At 54.2% G+C, this 20,215-nt stretch carries 19 protein-coding genes and 1 tRNA gene; 5 read left to right on the top strand and 15 right to left on the bottom strand.

The genetic code is table 11. The features are described from left to right. Positions 1-163 precede the first annotated feature (163 nt). The 9 genes from A3841_RS14990 to A3841_RS14950 all read right to left on the bottom strand — a co-directional run bounded on the left by A3841_RS14990 (position 164) and on the right by A3841_RS14950 (position 7,290). A complete protein-coding gene (locus tag A3841_RS14990) occupies positions 164-925 on the bottom strand; it encodes a DUF6503 family protein (protein ID WP_073853469.1) in 762 nt (253 codons plus the stop codon). Positions 926-1,043: 118 nt separating this feature from the next. Beyond that, positions 1,044-1,712: a YceI family protein gene (locus A3841_RS14985; RefSeq protein ID WP_073853322.1), complete on the bottom strand. Its 669-nt coding sequence runs from the start codon at positions 1,710-1,712 to the stop codon at positions 1,044-1,046. A 51-nt stretch (positions 1,713-1,763) separates the two neighbouring features. Beyond that, positions 1,764-2,414: a YceI family protein gene (locus A3841_RS14980; RefSeq protein WP_073853320.1), complete on the bottom strand. Its 651-nt coding sequence runs from the start codon at positions 2,412-2,414 to the stop codon at positions 1,764-1,766. A gap of 28 nt (positions 2,415-2,442) precedes the next feature. Next, on the bottom strand, positions 2,443-2,892 hold the full coding sequence (locus tag A3841_RS14975; protein ID WP_073853467.1) for a MarR family winged helix-turn-helix transcriptional regulator: 450 nt from the start codon (positions 2,890-2,892) through the stop codon (positions 2,443-2,445). Positions 2,893-3,042: 150 nt separating this feature from the next. Then, positions 3,043-4,032 (bottom strand): enolase C-terminal domain-like protein, encoded by a 990-nt coding sequence (locus A3841_RS14970; protein WP_073853318.1) that lies wholly within the window; start codon positions 4,030-4,032, stop codon positions 3,043-3,045. Between the two features lie 246 nt (positions 4,033-4,278). Next, positions 4,279-4,360: transfer RNA gene (locus tag A3841_RS14965), tRNA-Leu, on the bottom strand. Between the two features lie 146 nt (positions 4,361-4,506). Further along, positions 4,507-5,331, bottom strand: coding sequence for a carboxypeptidase-like regulatory domain-containing protein (locus tag A3841_RS14960; RefSeq protein WP_139307979.1), 825 nt, complete (start codon positions 5,329-5,331; stop codon positions 4,507-4,509). A 575-nt stretch (positions 5,332-5,906) separates the two neighbouring features. Continuing rightward, positions 5,907-6,356, bottom strand: a complete 450-nt coding sequence (locus A3841_RS14955; protein ID WP_073853314.1) for a hypothetical protein — start codon at positions 6,354-6,356, stop codon at positions 5,907-5,909. A 175-nt stretch (positions 6,357-6,531) separates the two neighbouring features. After that, positions 6,532-7,290: a ThuA domain-containing protein gene (locus A3841_RS14950; protein WP_073853312.1), complete on the bottom strand. Its 759-nt coding sequence runs from the start codon at positions 7,288-7,290 to the stop codon at positions 6,532-6,534. 442 nt (positions 7,291-7,732) lie between these two features. Here A3841_RS14950 and A3841_RS14945 point away from each other — a divergent pair, with 442 nt between their 5' ends. Continuing rightward, complete coding sequence (locus tag A3841_RS14945) at positions 7,733-10,465, top strand: S8 family serine peptidase (RefSeq protein WP_073853310.1); 2,733 nt, start codon at positions 7,733-7,735, stop codon at positions 10,463-10,465. A 240-nt stretch (positions 10,466-10,705) separates the two neighbouring features. After that, positions 10,706-11,371, top strand: a complete 666-nt coding sequence (locus A3841_RS14940) for a hypothetical protein (RefSeq protein ID WP_073853308.1) — start codon at positions 10,706-10,708, stop codon at positions 11,369-11,371. Positions 11,372-11,448: 77 nt separating this feature from the next. Here the strand turns inward: A3841_RS14940 and A3841_RS14935 are convergent, their stop codons facing one another. The 3 genes from A3841_RS14935 to A3841_RS14925 form a co-directional block, all read right to left on the bottom strand. Beyond that, positions 11,449-14,079, bottom strand: a complete 2,631-nt coding sequence (locus A3841_RS14935) for a valine--tRNA ligase (RefSeq protein WP_073853306.1) — start codon at positions 14,077-14,079, stop codon at positions 11,449-11,451. Positions 14,080-14,216: 137 nt separating this feature from the next. After that, the gene (locus A3841_RS14930) at positions 14,217-14,789 is read right to left on the bottom strand and encodes a pentapeptide repeat-containing protein (protein ID WP_073853304.1); all 573 of its coding nucleotides are present in this window, start codon (positions 14,787-14,789) and stop codon (positions 14,217-14,219) included. 80 nt (positions 14,790-14,869) lie between these two features. Continuing rightward, positions 14,870-15,220, bottom strand: coding sequence for a 4Fe-4S dicluster domain-containing protein (locus A3841_RS14925; RefSeq protein WP_073853302.1), 351 nt, complete (start codon positions 15,218-15,220; stop codon positions 14,870-14,872). Between the two features lie 115 nt (positions 15,221-15,335). Between A3841_RS14925 and A3841_RS14920 the strand changes: the two genes are divergently transcribed. The 3 genes from A3841_RS14920 (at position 15,336) to A3841_RS14910 (ending at position 17,160) form a co-directional block, all read left to right on the top strand. Further along, positions 15,336-16,346: an acyl-CoA reductase gene (locus A3841_RS14920; protein ID WP_073853300.1), complete on the top strand. Its 1,011-nt coding sequence runs from the start codon at positions 15,336-15,338 to the stop codon at positions 16,344-16,346. 82 nt (positions 16,347-16,428) lie between these two features. Then, a complete protein-coding gene (locus A3841_RS14915; protein ID WP_073853298.1) occupies positions 16,429-16,728 on the top strand; it encodes a hypothetical protein in 300 nt (99 codons plus the stop codon). 132 nt (positions 16,729-16,860) lie between these two features. Continuing rightward, the gene (locus tag A3841_RS14910; RefSeq protein WP_073853296.1) at positions 16,861-17,160 is read left to right on the top strand and encodes a hypothetical protein; all 300 of its coding nucleotides are present in this window, start codon (positions 16,861-16,863) and stop codon (positions 17,158-17,160) included. 108 nt (positions 17,161-17,268) lie between these two features. On the opposite strand, the gene A3841_RS14905 is transcribed toward A3841_RS14910, so the two are convergent. From A3841_RS14905 to A3841_RS14895, 3 genes are all read right to left on the bottom strand, one after another. Continuing rightward, a complete protein-coding gene (locus tag A3841_RS14905) occupies positions 17,269-18,126 on the bottom strand; it encodes a nucleoside phosphorylase (protein WP_073853465.1) in 858 nt (285 codons plus the stop codon). A 224-nt stretch (positions 18,127-18,350) separates the two neighbouring features. Continuing rightward, the gene (trhO, locus tag A3841_RS14900; protein WP_073853294.1) at positions 18,351-19,319 is read right to left on the bottom strand and encodes an oxygen-dependent tRNA uridine(34) hydroxylase TrhO; all 969 of its coding nucleotides are present in this window, start codon (positions 19,317-19,319) and stop codon (positions 18,351-18,353) included. Positions 19,320-19,574: 255 nt separating this feature from the next. Next, entirely contained in the window at positions 19,575-20,210 is a 636-nt protein-coding gene (locus A3841_RS14895) for a NeuD/PglB/VioB family sugar acetyltransferase (RefSeq protein ID WP_073853292.1), read from the bottom strand. Between the last annotated feature and the right edge of the window lie 5 nt (positions 20,211-20,215).

Below are 20,215 nucleotides of genomic sequence, written 5' to 3'. Positions count from 1 at the left end.
GAAGTATAAAGTATAAACTCAAGCGGCCAGAGGCTGTGGGATAGCTCATACTCGCCGGAGGCGAGCGAGGGGGAAAGGTACTGGCACTGATCACGAACAAAAAGAGGCGCAAATTCTGAGCAGCCTCTACAAGTATGAATTCCGGGAAGTCAGTTAAAGTATATTACTCCAGCTCCCTTACCTGCACCTCGTCCAGGTTTATCTCCGATACTTTCTCCAGCTTGCCCGCCTCGAAGGCCCTGTCGTAGTTCTCGATCGGGAAATCCTTGTCTGCGGCCTTGTAGTTATGGTAATCCTGGAAACGGATGCCTCCTACCTCCTGCACGTTCGACACCTCGCGGAAGCGGGAGCCGCCGCCATTCTCCTGAAAGTCGTAGGCCAGGTAGTCCATGGTGTGGCGGTCCTTGTGGAACCAGTAGATGTATTGGTCCTGGAAACCCTCTCCGCCGCCCTCCTGGGCAAAGGTTACTTTAACTTTGTGGTAGGGCTCCCCTTTTACCTGTACCTCTCCTAAGTATGACTTCTGCACGGCAGCATCGTTGAGGAAGTAGGGCAGCAGCGCAAAGTATATTACCGCGTTTACCGAGTTGCTGTACGCCTGCGCTTTCTCCTCCGGCAGTTTGGCCTCCACATCGTCCACGGTGCGCTTGAAGCCGCTGTTGCTCAGCACATCGTGTATGCGCTGGCCGGTGGAGTCGGTAAAGGTGCGGCTGTACACGTAGGCGCCGTTGTCGCGCAGGGCCCGGTACTGGATATCGCGCAGCTTAAAGGTAACCACGCTCTTGTTAAGCTTTGGGGAGCCGTGAGCTTCCAGGGCGGCATCCACAACAGCCTGCGCCTCGGAGCGCTGGGTCTGGTTTCCGGAGCAGGCCGTAAAAAGCAGCAGCATGCCCAGCAGCAGCCAGCTAAAAGTATACTTTGTCATCAGGGTAATCAACTATAGGTTTGTACTTTGGCAAAGGTAAAGATCAACGGCAAGTATAAAAAGAAAACCGCCCCGGCCACAGCGGCCGGGGCGGTTTGGGAATTATGCAGGACTTTTATTATTTCGCTGCGGTCACGTCGAATGTGATGGTGAACTCATCAGAGATGGCCTTGTCGCCAAGCTCGCCCAGCAGGGTCTCAGAGCCGTAGCGCACGTCATACTTCGAGCGGTCTACCTTCACGTCAGCCTTGGCCTTCACAGCGCCGTTTTCTACCGAAACAGTGGCCGGGAAGCTTACTTTCTCAGTCGTTTCCTTTATCGTCAGGTTGCCCTCTACGTTGTAGTTTGGCTGGCCGGCAGCGGCATCAGCAATCGGGGAAGCGCTTGTGATCTCGAACGTGGCTGTTGGGTGTTTCTCTACGCCGAAGAAGTCGTCAGACTTCAGGTGGCCTACCAGTTTGCCATTGTACTCAGCATCCTCCAGGTCAGTGTTGGTGATGGTGTTCATGTCGATCACGATGGTACCGCCAGTCAGCTGGTCACCGGCAACAGCCAGCTCGCCGCTCTGCACTTTAATTTCGCCCGTGTGCTCGCCACCTACTTTGGTGCCATGCCACTTCACGGAGCTCTGGTCCTGGGCAATCTGGTATGTTTCGCCCTCGGCGGCTGCGGCAGGCGCCTCAGCGGCTACGGCCGTTGTTTCTGCTGTTGTGTTCTCAGCCTCTGAGCTGCAGGCAGTAAAAAGCAGGGCAGCTGCAAACGATGCATAAATGGATACTCTCTTCATTACGGTTTAATTAAGTATGGTTGGGTTGATTTTTCTCTGTAAAGTATGGTTTTACTGCTTGGCGGTTACGTCCAGGCTTACCACAAAGTCGTCGTAGATCGCCTTGTCGCCCAGGTTATCGAAGAAGCTGTTGGAGCGGTAGCGCACATCGTACTTGGTGCGGTCTATGGTTACATCGGCTTTGGCAGAGGCCACGCCGTTCTTCACCGACACCGTGGCCGGGAAGGTCACCTGGTTGGTGATGCCTTTGATCGTGAGGTCGCCGGTGATGGTGGCGTTTGGCTTGCCGGCCTCCGCCTTGGCCACAGGCTTCACGCTGCTGATCTTGAAGGTGGCGGTAGGGTGCTTCTCTACGCTGAAAAAGTCGTCGGACTTCAGGTGTCCTACCAGCTTGGCGTTGTACTGGTCGTCCTTGATGTCGGAGCAGGTGATGGAACCCATGTCGATCACGAAGGTGCCCCCTACTATCTTGCTGCCGTTCACCGTCATTTCGCCGCTTTGCAGGCCAATGCTACCCAGATGCTCGCCGGTTACTTTCTTGGCGTGCCATTTCAGGTTACTGCTGGCCACGTCCACTTTGTAAGCACGAGCCTTGGCAGGAGCGGCTACCTCTGTGGCCTCGGCCACTTTGTTTGTGTTGCCGGCATGGGCGGTGAAGCACAGCGCGCCAGCAAGGGAGGCAAGAATTACGTACTTTTTCATCGGTTTTGGTTGGAGTATAGTTGTTTATTTAGTCTCGTATCTTGTCCAGCAAAGCATTCAGCTGCACCGCCTCCTGATCTGTCAGGTTGGTGATGCCGGTGCCTTTGCCTCCCTCCAGTCCGTCCATCTGCCGGAGCAGTTCCAGTCCTTTCTCGGTTATCAGTACATCCACCGTGCGGCGGTCGGAGGGGCACTGCTTGCGCGTGACCAGCTCCTTTGCCTCCAGCTTATCCACAATGCGCGAGGCATTGGATGTTTTGTCAAGCATGCGCTCTATCAGCAGGCTAATGGTGGCCGGCTTCGGGTGCTGGCCGCGCAGGATGCGAAGGATGTTATACTGCGGCAGCGTAATGCCAAAAGGCTTGAACAGCGCCGCCTGCGCCTGCTCCAGGTAGCCCGATGTATACACAAGGTTGATGTAGGCCTTATGGTACTCGCTCCTGAACGCGCTTTGCTTAATCTCATCTTCTATCTTCATGTGCAGCTTCAACTCCCGGATTTCCATGCAAATATATGTACATACATTTAATGTACAAACATATCAACAGAAAAAATTTAAAAAAGTTTCCGGGATGCGGCGTTTTTATGAAAATTCGCTACAGCTAGGCCTTACGCTGGTCTTCTAGGATTATTTCAGGTACAGTACTCCCTCCTGCTCGTGCACCAGCCCGAAGGGCTCCTCCTCCAGCATCAGGAAGCCGTCCAGGTCCACGAAGTTAAAGGCACTGCTCAGCTGCATGGAGCTCCAGGCGCCCAGCGTGGTCTCTATCCCCGAGCCCAGCACGGTCATCAGGCCATACTTTTTCGCCTCCTGCAGCAGCCGCACCGTATTCAGGTAGCCGCCGGCACGCATCGGGGTAATGCTTATGCCGTGGAACTGCGTGCGCAGCAGCTCCAGGTCCGCCAAGTCCGTCACCGATTCATCGGCAACAAGCGGAACGGGGCTAATGTTTTTGATCTGGGCGTAGGCCGCCGCTTTGGAGGCCGGCATGGGTTGCTCCATAAAAAGGATGCGGCCACGCTCCAGCGCGTTCAGGAAGTCCAGCAGCTCCCCGGCGTCCAGCCAGCTCTCGTGGCCATCCAGCACCAGCGGCTGCTCCGTAGCGCGCAGCACCTCCTGCACCAGCTCCGGCCCCTGCTCCGGGTCTACCCGCAGCTTGAGGTAGCGGAACCGGCCCAGGTTATACTTGTGCAGGTAATGCGCTACCTCTCCGGGCTGCAGGGCGGGCAGCGTGAAGCAGGTTATCTGCGGCTGCGGTACCGGCTGGCCCAGCAGCTGGTGCACCGGAACCCCCTTGTGCTGGCAAAAGTAGTGCAGGTAGGCGCCCTCTATGGCAAAGCGCAGCGCGTTAATGGGCGCGAGCTGCTCCAGCAGTTGCAGCAGCTCCTCCATACTTTGCATCTGCGGCATGCCGCCCATCAGCAGCACCTTGTACTGCTGCAGCAGCAGCTCCGGAGTCTCTCCGTAGCGCGCATCGGGGGCCGCCTCGCCAAAGCCGCTGAACTCCCCATCCGACACCTGCACCAGGAAATTGACCCGGGTGGCTTGCGTGCCGGGGACAAAAGAGGATGTATGCTTTAGCTTGAGGTGCAGCACCTCTATGTGCCATTTTAACATAAAGTACAGGGTATGAAGTGATGTGCTTGCTCAAATTGCACCTTTTATCCCGTTTTAGCCACTTTTTGCCGCAGATATAGTCAAAAATATATACACGGCCCTTTGCTTGCCATACTCCCGGAGATTGAAAAATGTTTTGGCAGGCAGCACCGGCTTTCCAAGGCTTTGCTTCTGCCACGCACCGGTTACAGGTTGGGGAGGGGATAAAACAAAACAGGCTAACCGTTTCCGATTAGCCTGTTTGTGTGCGCAAGAAAGGACTCGAACCTTCACACCTTGCGGAACTGCCGCCTGAAGACAGCGCGTCTACCAATTTCGCCACTTGCGCATTCTGTTCCCTAACCGCGGTTAAGGATTTGTATTGCAAATATACTAAGTGGATTTAAATATGCAATACATGCGGGGACGGATATTTTTACCGCCAAGTATAAAAATCCCGCACAGCGGCGGCAACTACCTGTAAACCAATCTCTCTTACTGCAGCACGGTTACATAGCCGCTCAGGCTGGCCCCGACAAATTTCTCCCAACTGCCCAGGCTTGCCTTGCGGGAGTAGCTGGAGCCCCCCAGTTTGCCTCCCAGTATGATCGCCATACGGTCTGCGCCCGCAGCGGGCAGGTACTCGATGCCCAGGTAAAAATCCTCCTCCACATAAATAGCCAGAGCCTTTAAATCTACATGTACCCACCCCTCCGTAGCTGGTAAGCGCTGCACGATGCTTTGCTCCACCAGCCGCTTTCCGGGCAGTCCGTTGTGGCTTTTGTAGAGGTTGATGCGGAACATGGCGGAGTCTAATTTAGCGCTGGAAAGATAGAAATGTGCTGACAGTAGCTTGGCAGGTTTATCTTTGACTTGGATGAAGTTGGCAAACTCGTAAATGTCGCGGCCTTCCCTCTGGTCCGGGTTTCCCCACACCACCGGCAGCCGGCCCGTAACGCCCAGTTTTCTGATTTTCAGTTGGCGGGGCTGCACCACCACCTCCTGCAAGGATGTCGCTTTCTCCTGTAGCCTCACCTCCAGTGGTTTTATACTTGCCAGCTCCCGCACCGGCACCGCCTGTTCCTGGTACCCCACAGCCGAAAACGTAACCGTATCCTGCGCGTGCGCGGGCGGCAGCGAAAGTATAAACTGCCCCTGCCCGTCGGAAGCGGTGCCAATGTTTTTGTTCCGGATGCCGATGTTGACATAAGGCAGCGGCTGGCCGGTATTAGCGGACAGCACCGCGCCCCACAGCCGGATACTTTGCGCTTCCGAACCAATGGCTATCAGGAGCAAAAGCAAGGTAAATGCATGTTTCATAGGTGACAGGTTAGGGTATACTTTCAACTGCAGTTGGCACTGGCAAGAGCCTTTATCCTGGAGGTCTGGCAGCGTCTGCAGCACGAATTTATACTTTGCACCCAACCAACCGGCTCATACTTGATTTATACTTTCATAGCCGCTGCTTCCTTCCACTTGAACCAAGCTATCCTTTCTAGCTGCTGTTCATCCTCCAGACTTACATACCTACAGTTGCACTTCCTACTTTGGTGCTCTCAAGCCCGAGAGGGCTCTTCTTCCCGCATCGCGCTGTGTTCCCTTCCTTTGCTCCTTCGTCGCAATGCCGCTAAGGCGGCACCGGAATCTCACAAGGCGCTCTTTGTCGAGGGCCCCTACCCCCACCCAAGGACTGGGTATCAGTTCGATAGCTTCAGCTTTAGCGATGCCACCAGTATAAGCATGAAAAATATAAGTAGTTTATACATTGTGCTTTGGCAGATATCCTTTCGTACGGAATCCCTAATAGCTCCCTTCGGGATAGGAGTGGGTAATCGCAACTTGAGTTGTAAAGTATAAATTAAAGCATAAGCAGCCGGTAGCTCATGCGCTACGGTTTAGCCGGCCCTGTTCACCAGCAGTTTCACCTGCTTGGCAGGTTGTTGGTCCGTAGCGTTCGGGTATGGCAGCACTTCCAGCAGCGTGATCTCGTACGCCTGCCCGCCAACTTCGGCAGTTACCGTATGCTTGCCCCGCGTTGGCTCGGGCCTGCAGTCGCCGATGCAGAAGGTGAGTACCTGGCTTTTCCCGCTGCTGCTGTATACTTTCAGCTTCACCACCGCATTGCCGTACCACACGCACACCACGTCCTCGGGGCAGCGCGAGTCGCTCACCTCCTCTACCTGCAGCCCCAGCCGCGTGTTTTCGTGGCCGGTTAGCTGCAGCCGTTCGCCTTGCTTCAGCAAAAAGGCCTTGCCTGGTTCTGCCTCCTGTGGCAGCACCTCATCGCGCTGGCATTGGGTCATCAGCAGCAGTATCATGAGCAGGGAAAGCAGGTAGTTAGCCATCGTTTAGCAGGGTCAGGTGTATACTTGCAAGAGCCTAAAACCCGGCCAAGGGTTGCATCGGTACAGCGATTTATACTTCCCGGTCCTGCTATAAAAAAGCGCGCCCGGAAGTATGGCTCCAGGCGCGCTGCCCCTGCTGCTGCAGGGTATCTATACTTTCATACTTTGATAAAGCTTACTCCCCCATCGCATACGTGATTCCGCCCCACACGTGCTCCAGGAAAAGTTCGTCGCTGTAGCTTGCCTCGGTGTGGCCCATGGCCGTGTAAAACGCGCGGCCGCCATCATACGCGTGGTACCAGGCAATAGGGTGCCTGGCGCCGTTTTCGCCGCCTTTGTAGGTGCTCTCGTCCAAGTTGGCCAGCACGCGCACATCCGGATTCATACTTTTAAAATTGTACCACTCATCGGTGCGCTCCCAGCGGTCGGGCAGGTGGTTGGTGGAGGGATGCTCTTTGTTTAGCACGTCAATCGCTGCTTCCTGAATCTCAGGGTGGCTGGCAAAATAGGCGCCTGCCAGTTTGTTGTACCAGGGCCAGTCGAACTCCGTATCGGTCGCCGCATGCACGCCCGCAAAGCCTCCGCCCGACTGGATATACTTCTCAAAAGCGGCCTGCTGCGCTGCGTTCAATACATCCCCGGTCGTGTTCAGGAAGACCACGGCGGCATATTGCTGCAGCGAGTCGGCCGTGAAAACGGCAGCGTTCTCGGTGGTGTCCACCGCCACGCTATGCGCCTTGCCCAGTTGCTGGAGCGCGGCCTTACCCGCCGGGATAGATTTATGCCGGAAGCCCGCGGTTTTGGAGAACACGAGAATCTTTTTCTGCTGAGCGTCTACTTCCGCAGCTGCCTGCTCAGACGCTTCCGAGGAACAGGAGAAGGCGCCGCAAGTCAGCAGCAACAGCAAAGTGTAAAGTAGGGGTCTGTTTTTCATGGCTGATCAGCTGGTTATACTTTATAAGTATACTATATAGCCGCTACATATGAAAGAGGCTTTTATAAATAATAGCTGGTATAAACCTGAGTACTACCTGCGTATACCGTCCGGATGGATAATACTTTTATAATGCAATTTAATACATGATTATAAAAAATATAATTACATAATGTCTGCAATTATCTTCCTCCTCTGAGGAGACTCCCTCACTCGTACAAATGTTATAACATCCTAAATAACAGCGCCAAAAACACTGATTTTGAACAACCAAACCACACGCCCTCAAGTATAATCCAATTATTCCTGCTACCACAATTTTACACCCAGACTATACTTACAGTTATTTCAGCGCCCGCTGCCATTAGCCGGTGCAATTCCTGATTTTTAGAATACCCTATTAAGCACAATTATTATATGTAACACATCTAAACATCTCACCATGAAACAACTGATTACCTTCGTTGTAGCCCTCGTCCTATTGGCGGGTTCTGCATCGGCACAGGCAACACTAGACAAGGAGCTTCAACAGCTGCTGCAAACAACTACTGGCTCGCTGGGGGTGGTGGTCACCTTTCAGGGCAATGCAGCCCCTACTCCTGCCAACATCTCCCTGTTAACCTCTTTAGGTATCACCAAAGGAGTTACTTTTAAATCATTACCGATAGCCGGTGTACTTGCTACCGCGTCACAGATAGAAGTTCTGGCCAGCAACCCGGCTGTGAAATCAGTTTACCTCAATAAAAAGCTCACCTACTTCAACTACAATGGCACCAACCTGACAGGGGTGCAGAGGTTAAGAGGCGATAAACTCATGACATCCCGTAACAACGGCATGCCTGTATCGGGCAAGGGTGTGGGTGTGATGATCAACGACAGCGGCGTGGATGGCACACACGACGACATCAAACTTGGGACACACCTGGTACAGAACGTGATGGGCTCCACCAACCTGAATGGCCTGGATAGCATGCTTCCGGTAACATGGCTGGAAAACGTGCCCAACACCGACACCAACTCCGGCCACGGTACACACTGCGCCGGTAGCGTGGGCGGCAACGGTTCAAAGTCCGGCGGCATGTACGAGGGTGCTGCGCCGGGTGCCCACCTGATTGGCTATGGCTCGGGCGCCGCTTTGTTTATATTGGATGCGATTGGTGGGTACGACTATGCCCTGACGCACCAGTACGAATACGGCATCCGGGTGATCAGCAACTCCTGGGGCACCTCCGGCGACTTTGATCCAAGCAACCCGGTAAACATTGCCTCCAAGAAAGCCTATGACCGCGGCATCGTCTCCGTGTTTGCCGCCGGCAACGAAGGCCCCGGTTCTGACACGCACAACCCATACGCTATTGCCCCCTGGGTGATCTCTGTGGGCGCCGGCGACAAGTATGGCCGCCTGGCGGAGTTCTCCTCCAGAGGCGTGAAGGGAGAAGGGGGCGTTTTTAGTATAGACGGCGAAACCTGGACCTTCGAGAACCGACCCACTATTGTAGCCCCTGGCGTAGACATCGTTTCGACCCGCGTACTGGGCCCCGTGGCCTCTCTGGCTGCACAGCAGGATATTGAGAACCTGGAGCCGGCGCACGTGCCCTTCTACACCCACATGAGCGGCACCTCGATGGCTACCCCGCACGTGGCAGGCATTGTGGCCCTGATGCTGGAAGCCAACCCTTCGCTTTCGCCTGCGCAGGTAAAGGATATCCTCCGAAAAACGGCCACCAACATGCCAAACCGCGAGTCCTGGGAAGTGGGCGCCGGGTATGTGAACGCGTATGCCGCCGTAGACCATATTTTCAGAAACACTCCTTTCGGCACCGCCCTGAACCTGAACCGGAAGTTCAACAGCAGCATCAACACTTCTAAAGAGGTACAGAACTTCACCATCGCCTACAACCCCTTGCTGACGGCAAACAACCAGCTGCAGTTTTCAGTGGCAGAAGGTACTACGGGCTTCGAAGCCAAGATAACCTCGGGTGGGGTGGCCGGTTTAACGGGCAACCCGGTCAACCTGATCCTCCTCTCTCCTGACGGGCAGGAATACCGCTCCGGCATTCCGGTGCTCTTTGCCCAAACCTTCGACAGAGGGATGGCGGTAGCTTCCCCCATGCCGGGCACCTGGACCCTGAAGATCGAGGGCCTGCAGGGCATCGCCTTACCTGAAACGATCACGGGTTCCATCACCAGTATGCAGCTAACCGGCACCACCGGCCTTAATGATATTGTGGGCCACCCGGCAGAGGCCTCCATCAAAATGGCAGTGAGTGCACGCCTGGCAGATGGTTTAGGAAATGGCTATAAGCCGGATGAAACCCTTAAGAGAATTCAGCTGGCTGATTACCTGCTGATGGGGCAGGCAGTGCGCCAGTACTTCCCGACCAACGGCGCTGTCTCCTTTCAGGATGTAAGCAGCAACGACCTGCTCCTGGCCGAATCTGTCACCGCCAAAGGAGCCGCCCTGCGTGACCGCATGCAAAGCTATAATGGCGTTATGCGGCCAGCTGTCTCCGGCAAGTTCAACCCCAAAGGGAACGTAAACCGTGCGGAGCTAGCCTACTCGCTGGTGCAAAGCCTGGGCCTGCAGGAGGAAGCCTTAAAGCGCAACGGTAAAAAGGTTAGTGTAACGGTAGACGGGAAGACCATTCCGGTTGAGGATGCCAAAGATATTCCTGCCGGCCTGGAAGGCTACGTGAGTGTAGCCCTGGACATGGGCCTGATCAATGCCTTTTATTCGGTAACGCAAGGGCCGTTTGATCTGCTGCCGCAACTGCACGCCACCTTTAAGCCGCAACAGCCCGTTACCCGCGCAGAATTTGCCGTGATTGTCACCAGAACGCACACTAATTGGGAGGCTGTCACACAGCCCATAGCTTCTACTTCGGCTACATCGGCACTGCAGGCAGAGCAGGCACTCTGGGAAAAGAGCTTTTCCTACCCGAACCCCTTCACGCATGCCACCACCATTAATTATGCAGTGGAGAAAGATGGTTATGTGACAGTGGAGGTGTTCGACGTCCTCGGCAACAAAGTACAGACTCTACTAACTGAGGATAAATCTGCGGGCAACCACAGTCTGAAGTTCGACGGAAGTGGTCTGCCATCCGGCACGTACATCTACCGTGTTAATGCTGCCGGTAAAGTCTCTTCTAATAGGATGATACTGGTACAATAAAAGAGCTATCACTACAAAACATGCAGCCATCCGTCCCGGGTGGCTGCATGTTTTTTTATAGCCTGCCAGCAGCCACGCCACCATACTTTTGTATTGGGCCTGCACAGTTTACCGCCTCCAGCAATATACCCCACCACTCCATGCCTCTTTGCACCAGGCACGGAACGCAAAAAGTATCACGCAACTAATATAATTTTATTGGTTTACATCATTATCTTGCGCCGATAAATCTACCTTTTTATGAAACAACTTTACAGAAAAACAGGCGGGCCGCGCTGGCACGTACTTCTACCACTTTGCCTGCTGCTTTTTGCGCAGTGCACTTCTACCCGGCTCTCTTTGCAGGACGGTAAAAAAATTGACGCGTTGGGCGTTTGCCTTGTATTTGCAGAGGATGTGCCACCCCAGTTTCAGGAGCAGTTCGAAACCACACTGGAGGAGTACATGAGCAGGTATAACAGCCAGCCACACGCTTTTAAGCTCACCGAGTGCCAGGACGAGAATGCCATGCTGCTTCGAATCGAACATGTGCAGTACACCGACGCCGGCCAGCGTGCTGCAGGTGCGGCCGTGAGCGCTGCCGGGTTGATCGGGGTGCCGGTGGCCATGGTCTCGGCCGGGCTGCCTTTTTATCTCGCTTTCTGGTATTTCCCAACCAACCAAACACAGGCTACCCTGGCCCTGAGCAACGACATCGGGCACCCTTCCCTGGGGGCAGTAAACAGGGTATACACCAGCGGCGGCATGTTCGGCTCCGATGAGCGGCAGCGCCTGCGCCACGCCAAGAGGTTTGAAAAGCACCTGACGGCCATTTTCTCAGAACTGGAGGAAAGCTACAAGAAAACAGCACGCAAGCCAGCACCAAGAGCAGCACAAGGGGTGATCTCTGCCGGGCCAGTTCAGTAACAGCACACTTATACTTTGGCTTAAGCAAAAAGCGGCTGCCCCTTCTGAGGAGCAGCCGCTTTTATACTTTGAGCTGGTTACAGCGCCGCCAGGCTCTGCTCAATAGCATGGATCTTGGCCTCCGCGTCGGCCTTTTTCTTGCGCTCGTTGGCAATGACTGCCTCCGGAGCCCCGCTCACGAAACGCTCGTTGCTCAGCTTTTTATCCACCGATGTCAGGAAGCCTTTGGTATACTCCAGCTCCTTGGTCAGGCGCTCGCGCTCGGCCTCCACATCAATGTTGCCTTCCATCGGGATGAAGAACTCATCGCCAGCCACGATAAAGCTGATGGCCCCTTCTACATTTTCCTGCACAAACTTGATCTCGCCGAGGTTGGCCAATTTGCTTAAGATGCTGTAGAACGGCTCATAGTTATCACTGTTCATCACCTTGATGTACAGGTCGAGCTGCTTGGTATTGGCGATGTTTTTGGAGTTGCGGATGTTGCGGACAGACCCGATCACGTTCAGCACGTTCTCCATTTTCTCGATGATGCCCTTATCGAACTTCTCCTTTTTCGGCCAGGGTGCCACGATCAGGTATTCCTTCGGCTTGCGCTCCCGCAGCTCGTGCCAGATCTCCTCGGTGATGAATGGCATAAACGGATGCAGCACCTTCAGTACTTTCTCCAGGATGGCCGTTGTCGCCTCCAGCGTCTGCTTATCGATCGGCTGCTGGTAGGCCGGCTTGATCATCTCCAGGTAGTTGGAGCAGAAATCATCCCATACCAGTTTGTACACCGCCAGCAACGCATCCGAGATACGGAACTTGCTGAAGTGGTCCTCGATCTGCACAAAGGCCTCGTTAAAGCGCGACTCAAACCACTTCACGGCCACCTCATTCGGGAACGGCAGGCTCTCGTCCACTTCCCATCCTTTTATCAGGCGGAAGGCGTTCCAGATCTTGTTCGAGAAGTTACGGCCCTGCTCCACCAGTTTCTCGTCGAAGAGCAAATCGTTGCCAGCCGGCGAGCTGAACAGCATACCGGCGCGCACACCGTCGGCACCGTACTGGTCGATCAGGTCGAGCGGATCCGGGGAGTTACCCAGCGATTTGGACATCTTGCGGCCCTGTGCATCACGCACGATGCCGGTCAGGTACACGTTGCGGAACGGCAGCTCGTTGCGGAATTCGTAGCCTGCCATGATCATGCGGGCCACCCAGAAGAACAAAATCTCCGGGGCCGTTACCAAATCGTTGGTCGGGTAATAGTACAGGATGTCTTTGTTGTCCGGGTCTTTGAAGCCATCGAACACCGAGATCGGCCACAGCCAGGAAGAGAACCAGGTATCCAGCACGTCTTCGTCCTGGCGCAGGTCTGCTAGCTGCAGGTTATCGTTGCCGCTCTCTTTGCGGGCCAGTTTCAGTGCTTCTTCGGCGGTGGTAGCCACTACAAAAGAACCGTCTGGCAGGTAGTAGGCCGGGATCTGCTGCCCCCACCACAGCTGGCGCGAAATGCACCAGTCGTGCACGTTCTCCATCCAGGAGCGGTACATGTTCTTGAACTTGGGCGGGTGCAGGCGGATCTCATCGTTCATCACGGCCTCCAGTGCGGGCTGGGCCATCTTGTCCATCTTGCACCACCACTGCATCGACAGGCGCGGCTCAATCACGGCACCCGTACGCTCGGATGTCTGCAGTACAGAGGCATACTCTTCGATTTTCACCAGCAAGCCGGCTTCCTGCAGATCTTTTACGATGTTGCGGCGGGCAGCAAAACGATCCTGACCTACGTACAGCTGCGCCTGCTCGTTCAGAGTGCCGTCGTTGTGGAGGATGTCGATGGTGGGCAGGCGGTGCTTCTGGCCCAGTTCGTAGTCGTTCAGGTCGTGGGCGGGCGTTACTTTCAGCGCGCCCGTACCGAATTCTATACTTACGTATTCATCCAGGATCACCGGAATCACCTTGCCCAGCAACGGAATGCGCACGCTCTTGCCGTGTAGGTGGGTGTAGCGCTCGTCGTTCGGGTTCACGGCCACGGCCACGTCGGCCATGATGGTCTCCGGCCTTGAGGTCGCCACGGTCAGGTATGTTTTTTCGGCCTTGTCTGATACTACCTCATACTTGAGGTGGTACATTTTGGCCATCGTATCTTTCGGGATCACCTCTTCGTCGGAGAGGGCGGTCTGGCCCTGCGGGTCCCAGTTGACCATGCGCACGCCGCGGTAAATCTGGCCTTTGCGGTACAGGTCCACAAACACTTCGATCACGGCAGCAGAAAGGTCTTCTTCCATCGTGAAGCGGGTACGGTCCCAGTCGCAGGAGGCGCCCAGTTTCTTGAGCTGCTCCAGGATGATGCCGCCATACTTCTCTTTCCACTCCCAGGCATAGGTCAGAAACTCCTCACGCGTCAGGTCGCTCTTGTTGATGCCTTTTTCCTTGAGCATGGCCACTACTTTTGCCTCCGTGGCAATGGAAGCATGGTCAGTGCCCGGCACCCAGCAAGCCTCTTTGCCCTGCATGCGCGCCCGGCGAATGAGCACATCCTGAATCGTGTTATTGAGCATGTGGCCCATGTGCAGCACGCCGGTTACGTTTGGCGGTGGGATCACGATGGTGTAAGGCTCCTTGTGGGGGTTTGGCTCGGAGTGGAAGAAGCCGCGCTCCATCCAGCTGTCGTACCACTTCTTCTCTACTTCCCTGGGGTTATATTTCGTTGAAATCGACATCGTATACTTTGTTTGGCTGCTGTTTAGGCTAATAGGCAAAATTAGGGAATTTCCCTTTAATTGTTGAGGGTTGGTGGCTGATTGTTACCATGGGAACAGGCCAGGCCGGAAAAACCTGAGGCAAGTATAACCTGGCGTCACACGATCTGCAGTTTATACTTGGTGAGCAGCCCTTGCAGTCCATAGCTGGAGAACTTCGCCTTTTTGATCGTGTTCAGCTCCGGGTCTATCTCAAAGTTAAAGGCCGTGGAGAAGTCGGCTCCGGTGAGATTGGTGTAGCTGAAGACGGCTCTCTCCAGGTCGGCATCACTGAAAACAGCGCTGGATAAGTTGGCGTTGGAAAGGTCCGCCCCTTTCAGGGAAGTATGGATGAACTGCGTCCTGGGCATTTTGCGGTTCACAAAGGAGGCGTAATCGAGCAGGCAACGCTCAAACTGCACCGTGAACAGCACTTCCTCGCACGCGCTGAAGTTCACGCCTGTCAGCTTGCACTCCCTGAAAACCACGTTGTTGAGCGTGCAGCTGTTTAGTTTGAGCAGGGCCAGGTTGCAGCCGATAAAGGTGCAGTCGGTAAAGCGGTTCTGCGAGAAATCGCTGCCCGAGAAGTCACAGTTGCGGAACGTGCACCGCTCAAACTCCCGGTTCCTGATGGGCTTGTTGGGGTAAATGACCTTGTCAAAGGTCTTGCCTTCGTGTGTCGCTCCTTCCATAGGTTTATACTTTGTTGCCGGCTTAAACAAAAAAACCTGCCCTTTACAGACAGGTTTTATACTTTGCTGATGCTGTATACTTACGCCTCCTGGTGCAGCCAGCTCTTTTTGGCCAGCAGTTCTTCGTCTGTTTCGCGGTAGTCCGGGTCGTCTACGCAGCAATCCACGGGGCAAACGGCGGCGCACTGCGGCTCTTCGTGGAAGCCCATGCACTCGGTGCACTTATCAGAAACGATGTAGTAAAACTCATCTGAAATCGGTGTTTGCGGGGCATCGCCAGGCACAACCTCGCCTCCGTCTATCTCCACTTCCTTCAGCGCCGTGCCGCCACCCCAGGTCCACTCCGCACCGCCTTCGTAAATGGCGGTGTTCGGGCACTCCGGTTCGCAGGCTCCGCAGTTTATACACTCATCGGTTATCATTATAGCCATAGTCGTATCTCCTGTATATTTTTTATACTTTTGTACTTCTGTTTCTTTTAACGAACAAAATTAGGAACAAACAGTATCCCTATCAAGTTATTTTTTACAAGCCACGCAATTTGCCATGACATTAGAGCACAGGATAGAAGCCTTTGTAGAACTGGGGAAGCAGCTGCAGAACCTAACCCCGGAAGAGCGCCAGGCCTGGGCCTTCGCGGCGGCCTCGCGTAACACCTGGTTTACGGAAGAGAACGTATCCAGCGCTCTGAATGGCGTTATCACCATGCTGCAGGAGCAATACCTGCGTGAGTGGCTTTACCCTTACCACCTCAAACAGGTTACACCCAAAAAGGTTGGCGTGGTGATGGCGGGCAATATCCCCATGGTCGGTTTCCACGATTTCCTGTCGGTACTCATCAGCGGGCACTTCCTGCTGGGCAAGCTCAGCTCCAGCGACGACATGCTGATGAAGCGCATCGCCGCCATGCTCATCGCCATCGAGCCAGCCTTCGGCAACCGCATCGAGTTCGTGGATTTGCTAAAGGAGGCGGACGCCATCATCGCCACCGGTTCCGACAACACGGCCCGCTACTTCGAGTACTACTTCGCCAAACGCCCGCACATCATCCGCAAGAACCGCACGAGCATCGGCGTGCTGACCGGCCACGAGGAGCCTGACGACCTGAAAGCGTTGGGCGAGGATATTTTCCGCTACTACGGCCTGGGCTGCCGTAACGTATCCAAGGTGTTTGTGCCGGAGGGCTATACTTTTGATAAGTTTTTTGAGGCCAACCAGCACCGCGCCAACATCCTGGACCACCACAAGTACCAGAACAACTACGACTACAACAAATCCATACTTTTGGTGAACCGCGTGCACCACTTCGACAATGGCTTTATGCTGGTGCAGCAGAGCAAGAACCTAGTATCCCCCATCTCGGTGCTGTTTTACGACACGTTCAGCTCCCTTTCGGACCTGCGCCACCAGCTGCACGAGGTGAAGGGTAAAACACAGGTGGTGGTAACGGCGCACGGCTGGATGGAGGGCAGCATCCCGTTTGGTGAGGCGCAGCGTCCCATGGTCTGGGATTATGCCGATGGCGTGGACACGCTGGCTTTTCTGCAGCACCTGTAGCTCCCTTAAAACCAGCGTTAAGACATTGCTTTTTACATAGCGGTTTCCTATATTGGTTATCCTAACGTAACCTAACCGCACCATGGAAACTTATGTAAACACCATCCCGATGCTAGAGAAGGAGCAGATTCCCTCCCTCCGTTTCGGGCGCAATGACGTACTTACAGACCCCGAGAACCGCAAGAAGCGCATGTGGGACCTGAACCGCGCCACCTCCCTTGGTAATGTGTACCGGGGCAAGGTCGAGATCACCTTCCAGACAGACGATGGAGAGCTGCACCGCGTGGACACCACCGTTTGGGCCGTGGACGACAGGTTTATGACCCTAAAGGCCGGATGCGCTATCCCGGTTACCTCTATTGTTGGCATAGAGTTCTTCTAGACTACCCGCTCCCCTATTACACCAGGCAAGTATGATTCATACTTGCTTTTTTTATAGCCGGCCCATAATAGTGTTTAAACAATATTCCGGCACGGTATCTGCACTATATATGCCGAACCAACTAAGTATACTATGCAAGATCAAAAGAAAGACACACAACTTATCAGCAAAGAGAGAATTCCCAACCTTACCTTCGGCAAGCGCGATGTGCTGCAGGACCCGGATGCGAAAAGCCGCCGCTATTACGCCGCCAACCGTGCCACCATCCTGAGCAACACGTTCCGCAACAAGTCCATGATCACGTTCAAGACTGCCTCCGGTGAGGTAAAGCGCGTGGAGGCCGCGCTATGGGGCCTGGACAAGGACTTTGTCCTGCTGAAGTCAGGAATGTTTCTGCCGCTGCGTTCTATTCTGGAGATTAATTACTGCTAAGCCATGAGACCCAAACCGTCGCCCTTTATACTTTCCTGTAAGTATAAAGTATAACAGCTTGCCCAGCGAACCTGAGCAAGCTGTTTTTGCTTTAGGCGGATGCTGGATTTAGATACGATCCAGCACCTTCACGATCAGGTCATCAATTACCTGCTCGGCGTTATCGGCAAATTGCTGCGTGATGCGGTTGGCCACAATGGCGTTCAGCGACAGCATCTCGTGGCCCAGAATGCGCCCCATGCTGTAGTATCCCGCTGTTTCCATTTCAAAGTTGGTGAGCATGTAACCGTTGTGGCGGAAGTTGTGGTAGGTCTGCAGCAACTGCTCGTTCCGCAAGCCGCCGCGCAGCACGCGGCCTTGCGGCGCGTAAAAGCCCGGGCAGGTCAGCGTGTTCCCCGGCACCATGTCAAAAGCAATTTTTTGGATAAGGCTTTGCGAACCGGAAACGCAGTATGGCCGGAAACCCAGCGCCAGTTCCTGCTGCAGCTTGGCAGTTATACTTTGTTCCTCCCCCGTCTGCTCCAGCGGGTAAAACGCCATCAGTGTGTCCAGGCCTATACTTGTGTGCGAGGCCAGGTGGCTGCCCAGCGGCACTGTTTCCTGCAGCGAGCCGGAGGTGCCGATGCGCACGATGCTTAGCTTGATCTTCTCCTCATTTACCTCGCGGCTACGGAAGTCGATGTTCACCAGCGCGTCCAACTCGTTCATCAGGATGTCGATGTTATCGGTGCCAATACCCGTGGAGATTACCGTCAGGCGCTTGCCCTTGTAGTAACCGGTGTGGGTGATAAACTCGCGCTTGGCTACCTCTACCTCTATTTCATCAAAATACCTGCTCACTTTGGCCACCCGCTCCGGGTCGCCTAGGGTAATGATGGTATCTGAAATATGCTCGGGCAGCAGGTTGAGGTGATATACCGTGCCGTTGGGGTTGATGATTAGTTCTGATTCAGGAATGTAGGCCATTTTCTTACTTTTCGTATCATGTAGCATGTATCACGTAGCACGACTGGATTCTTTTACAATGTGACAAAAGGCCTTTTAACAAAGGATTCAGGAAGCTTTAAAGAAGGTCTGAAAGTCTTTTGTAAAAAGTCGTGCTACTTGTGTCGTGGTACGTGATACGGGGTTAGTTAAACACGAAAAGCGTGGCCGTTTGGGCGCACGCTTTTCTGAGCTTTAGAGAATACTTATACTTTTACGTCGGATTTCTTCTTTCGGTTGAATCCTTTGAGTGGATTATAGCCATTGAGTTCTTTCTGGTAGTAGCCGGTGCCGTCGTAAGGACGCTTTTCCGGGTGCTCCTTGCACGCTGTAGAGCAGGCGCCGTCCAGTTCCCAACCGCACTTCTCGCAGATAGCCACGTGGAGGTTACAAACCGGGTTGGCGCAATTCACCATGCGGTCGTCCGGGGTGCCGCACACGTGGCAGGTAGAGATAACTTTCGGGTTAACGCTATTTACGTCTACAGCCACGCGGTTATCAAACACATAGCACTTGCCCTCGAAGTCTTCGCCGCCAGCCTCTTTGCCATACTTGATGATACCGCCGTGCAGCTGGTACACGTCCTCAAAACCCTGCTCCAGCAAAAAGGCACTGGCCTTCTCGCACTTGATGCCGCCGGTGCAGTAAGTCAGGATTTTCTTGTCCCTGAACTTCTCCTTCAGCTCCTCTACCTTTTCCGGAAACTCGCGGAAGTTCTCGATATCCAGCGTCACGGCATTTTTGAAGCGGCCCACGGTATACTCGTAGTCGGAGCGCATATCCACTATTACCACGTCCTCGCGGTCCTTCATCTCCTTAAACTCCTTCGGCGCCAGGTGCTTGCCGGTGCGCACGTTCGGGTCGATGTGCAGCAGGCCGGAATGGACGATCTCGGCTTTGGTGCGCACATGCAGTTTGGCAAACGCATGCTTATCCGATTCATCCACCTTAAAGTCGATCTTGGCGAAGCGCGGATCGGCGTGCATCGCGGCCATGTACTTGTCGCAATCTTCCTTCAGGCCGGAAACGGTGCCGTTCAGGCCTTCTTTAGAAATGATGATACGCCCGAGCAGGTTCAGCTCCAGACAGAGAAGGTGGTGTTGCTCCCGAAACGCCTCCGGATCCTCGATCGGCGTGTAGCAATAGTATAGGAGTATGCTGTAGGGTTTATTCATAACTGCTAAGTTTCGGCTTAGTGTTAAAGTTGATTGTTTAAATGTTTGCTCCTTCGGAGCTATGGTTATACTTTTTTGTCTGAATCAGGATTTTCAGGATTAGTGGATGACAGGATAATAATCAGATTTCAATCCATTCACAATCATTCATTCACTCCATCACGCATTCAAAATTCCGCCACAAAAGTATAAACTGCCGTTATGCCGTAAAATGACATTTGTCAGTTCTGTAACAGCTTGGGCAAGTATAAAAGTTTACTTAACCGGGGCGGCCGGGTTGCCGAACACCGTGGCTTTGGCAGGCACATTGGCCACCACCACAGAACCGGCGCCAACGCGGGCTTTCTTGCCGATCTTTACGCCCGATATGATCACCGCGCCAGTGCCGATAAAGGCCCCATCCTCTACCACCGCCTCTGCGTTAATAATGGCTCCTGCCCCGATCTCCACAAAATCCCCTACCTCTGCCTTTGTATCCACCAGGGCGCGGGCGTGAATGATGTTGTTATCGCCTACTTTGGCGTTGTTGCTGATGATGGCGCCAGCGCCTACCAGGTTACCGTGGCCCAGCCAGGCATTCTCCGAAACCGCGCTGAAACGGTGGATCGCGTTTACCGGCACTACCTTGTGTTCTTCCTTCAGCATTTTGATCAGGCCTTTGCGCGCGGCGGAGTCCTCTACGGCCACAAACACGTCGCAGGTTTTACCCGCCAGCTTCAGAAACTCGTTGTCCTCTGTATTGCTCATCACCGCCACGTTGTTCACCTCCTCCTGCTGCAGTTTCTGGTCATCATCCAGGAAGCAGTACACGATCACGTTGTTGCTGTTAAAGATATCCAATGCCGTGGTTCCCAATCGCTGGGCACCCAATATGATTACCGGATTTTGCATAAACT

The sequence above is a fragment of the Pontibacter flavimaris genome, assembly GCF_001907195.1.
Taxonomy (GTDB): Bacteria; Bacteroidota; Bacteroidia; order Cytophagales; family Hymenobacteraceae; genus Pontibacter; species Pontibacter flavimaris.
The sequence above is the reverse complement of the archived record's forward strand: the minus strand, read 5'-3'. Positions and strand labels throughout refer to the sequence as shown.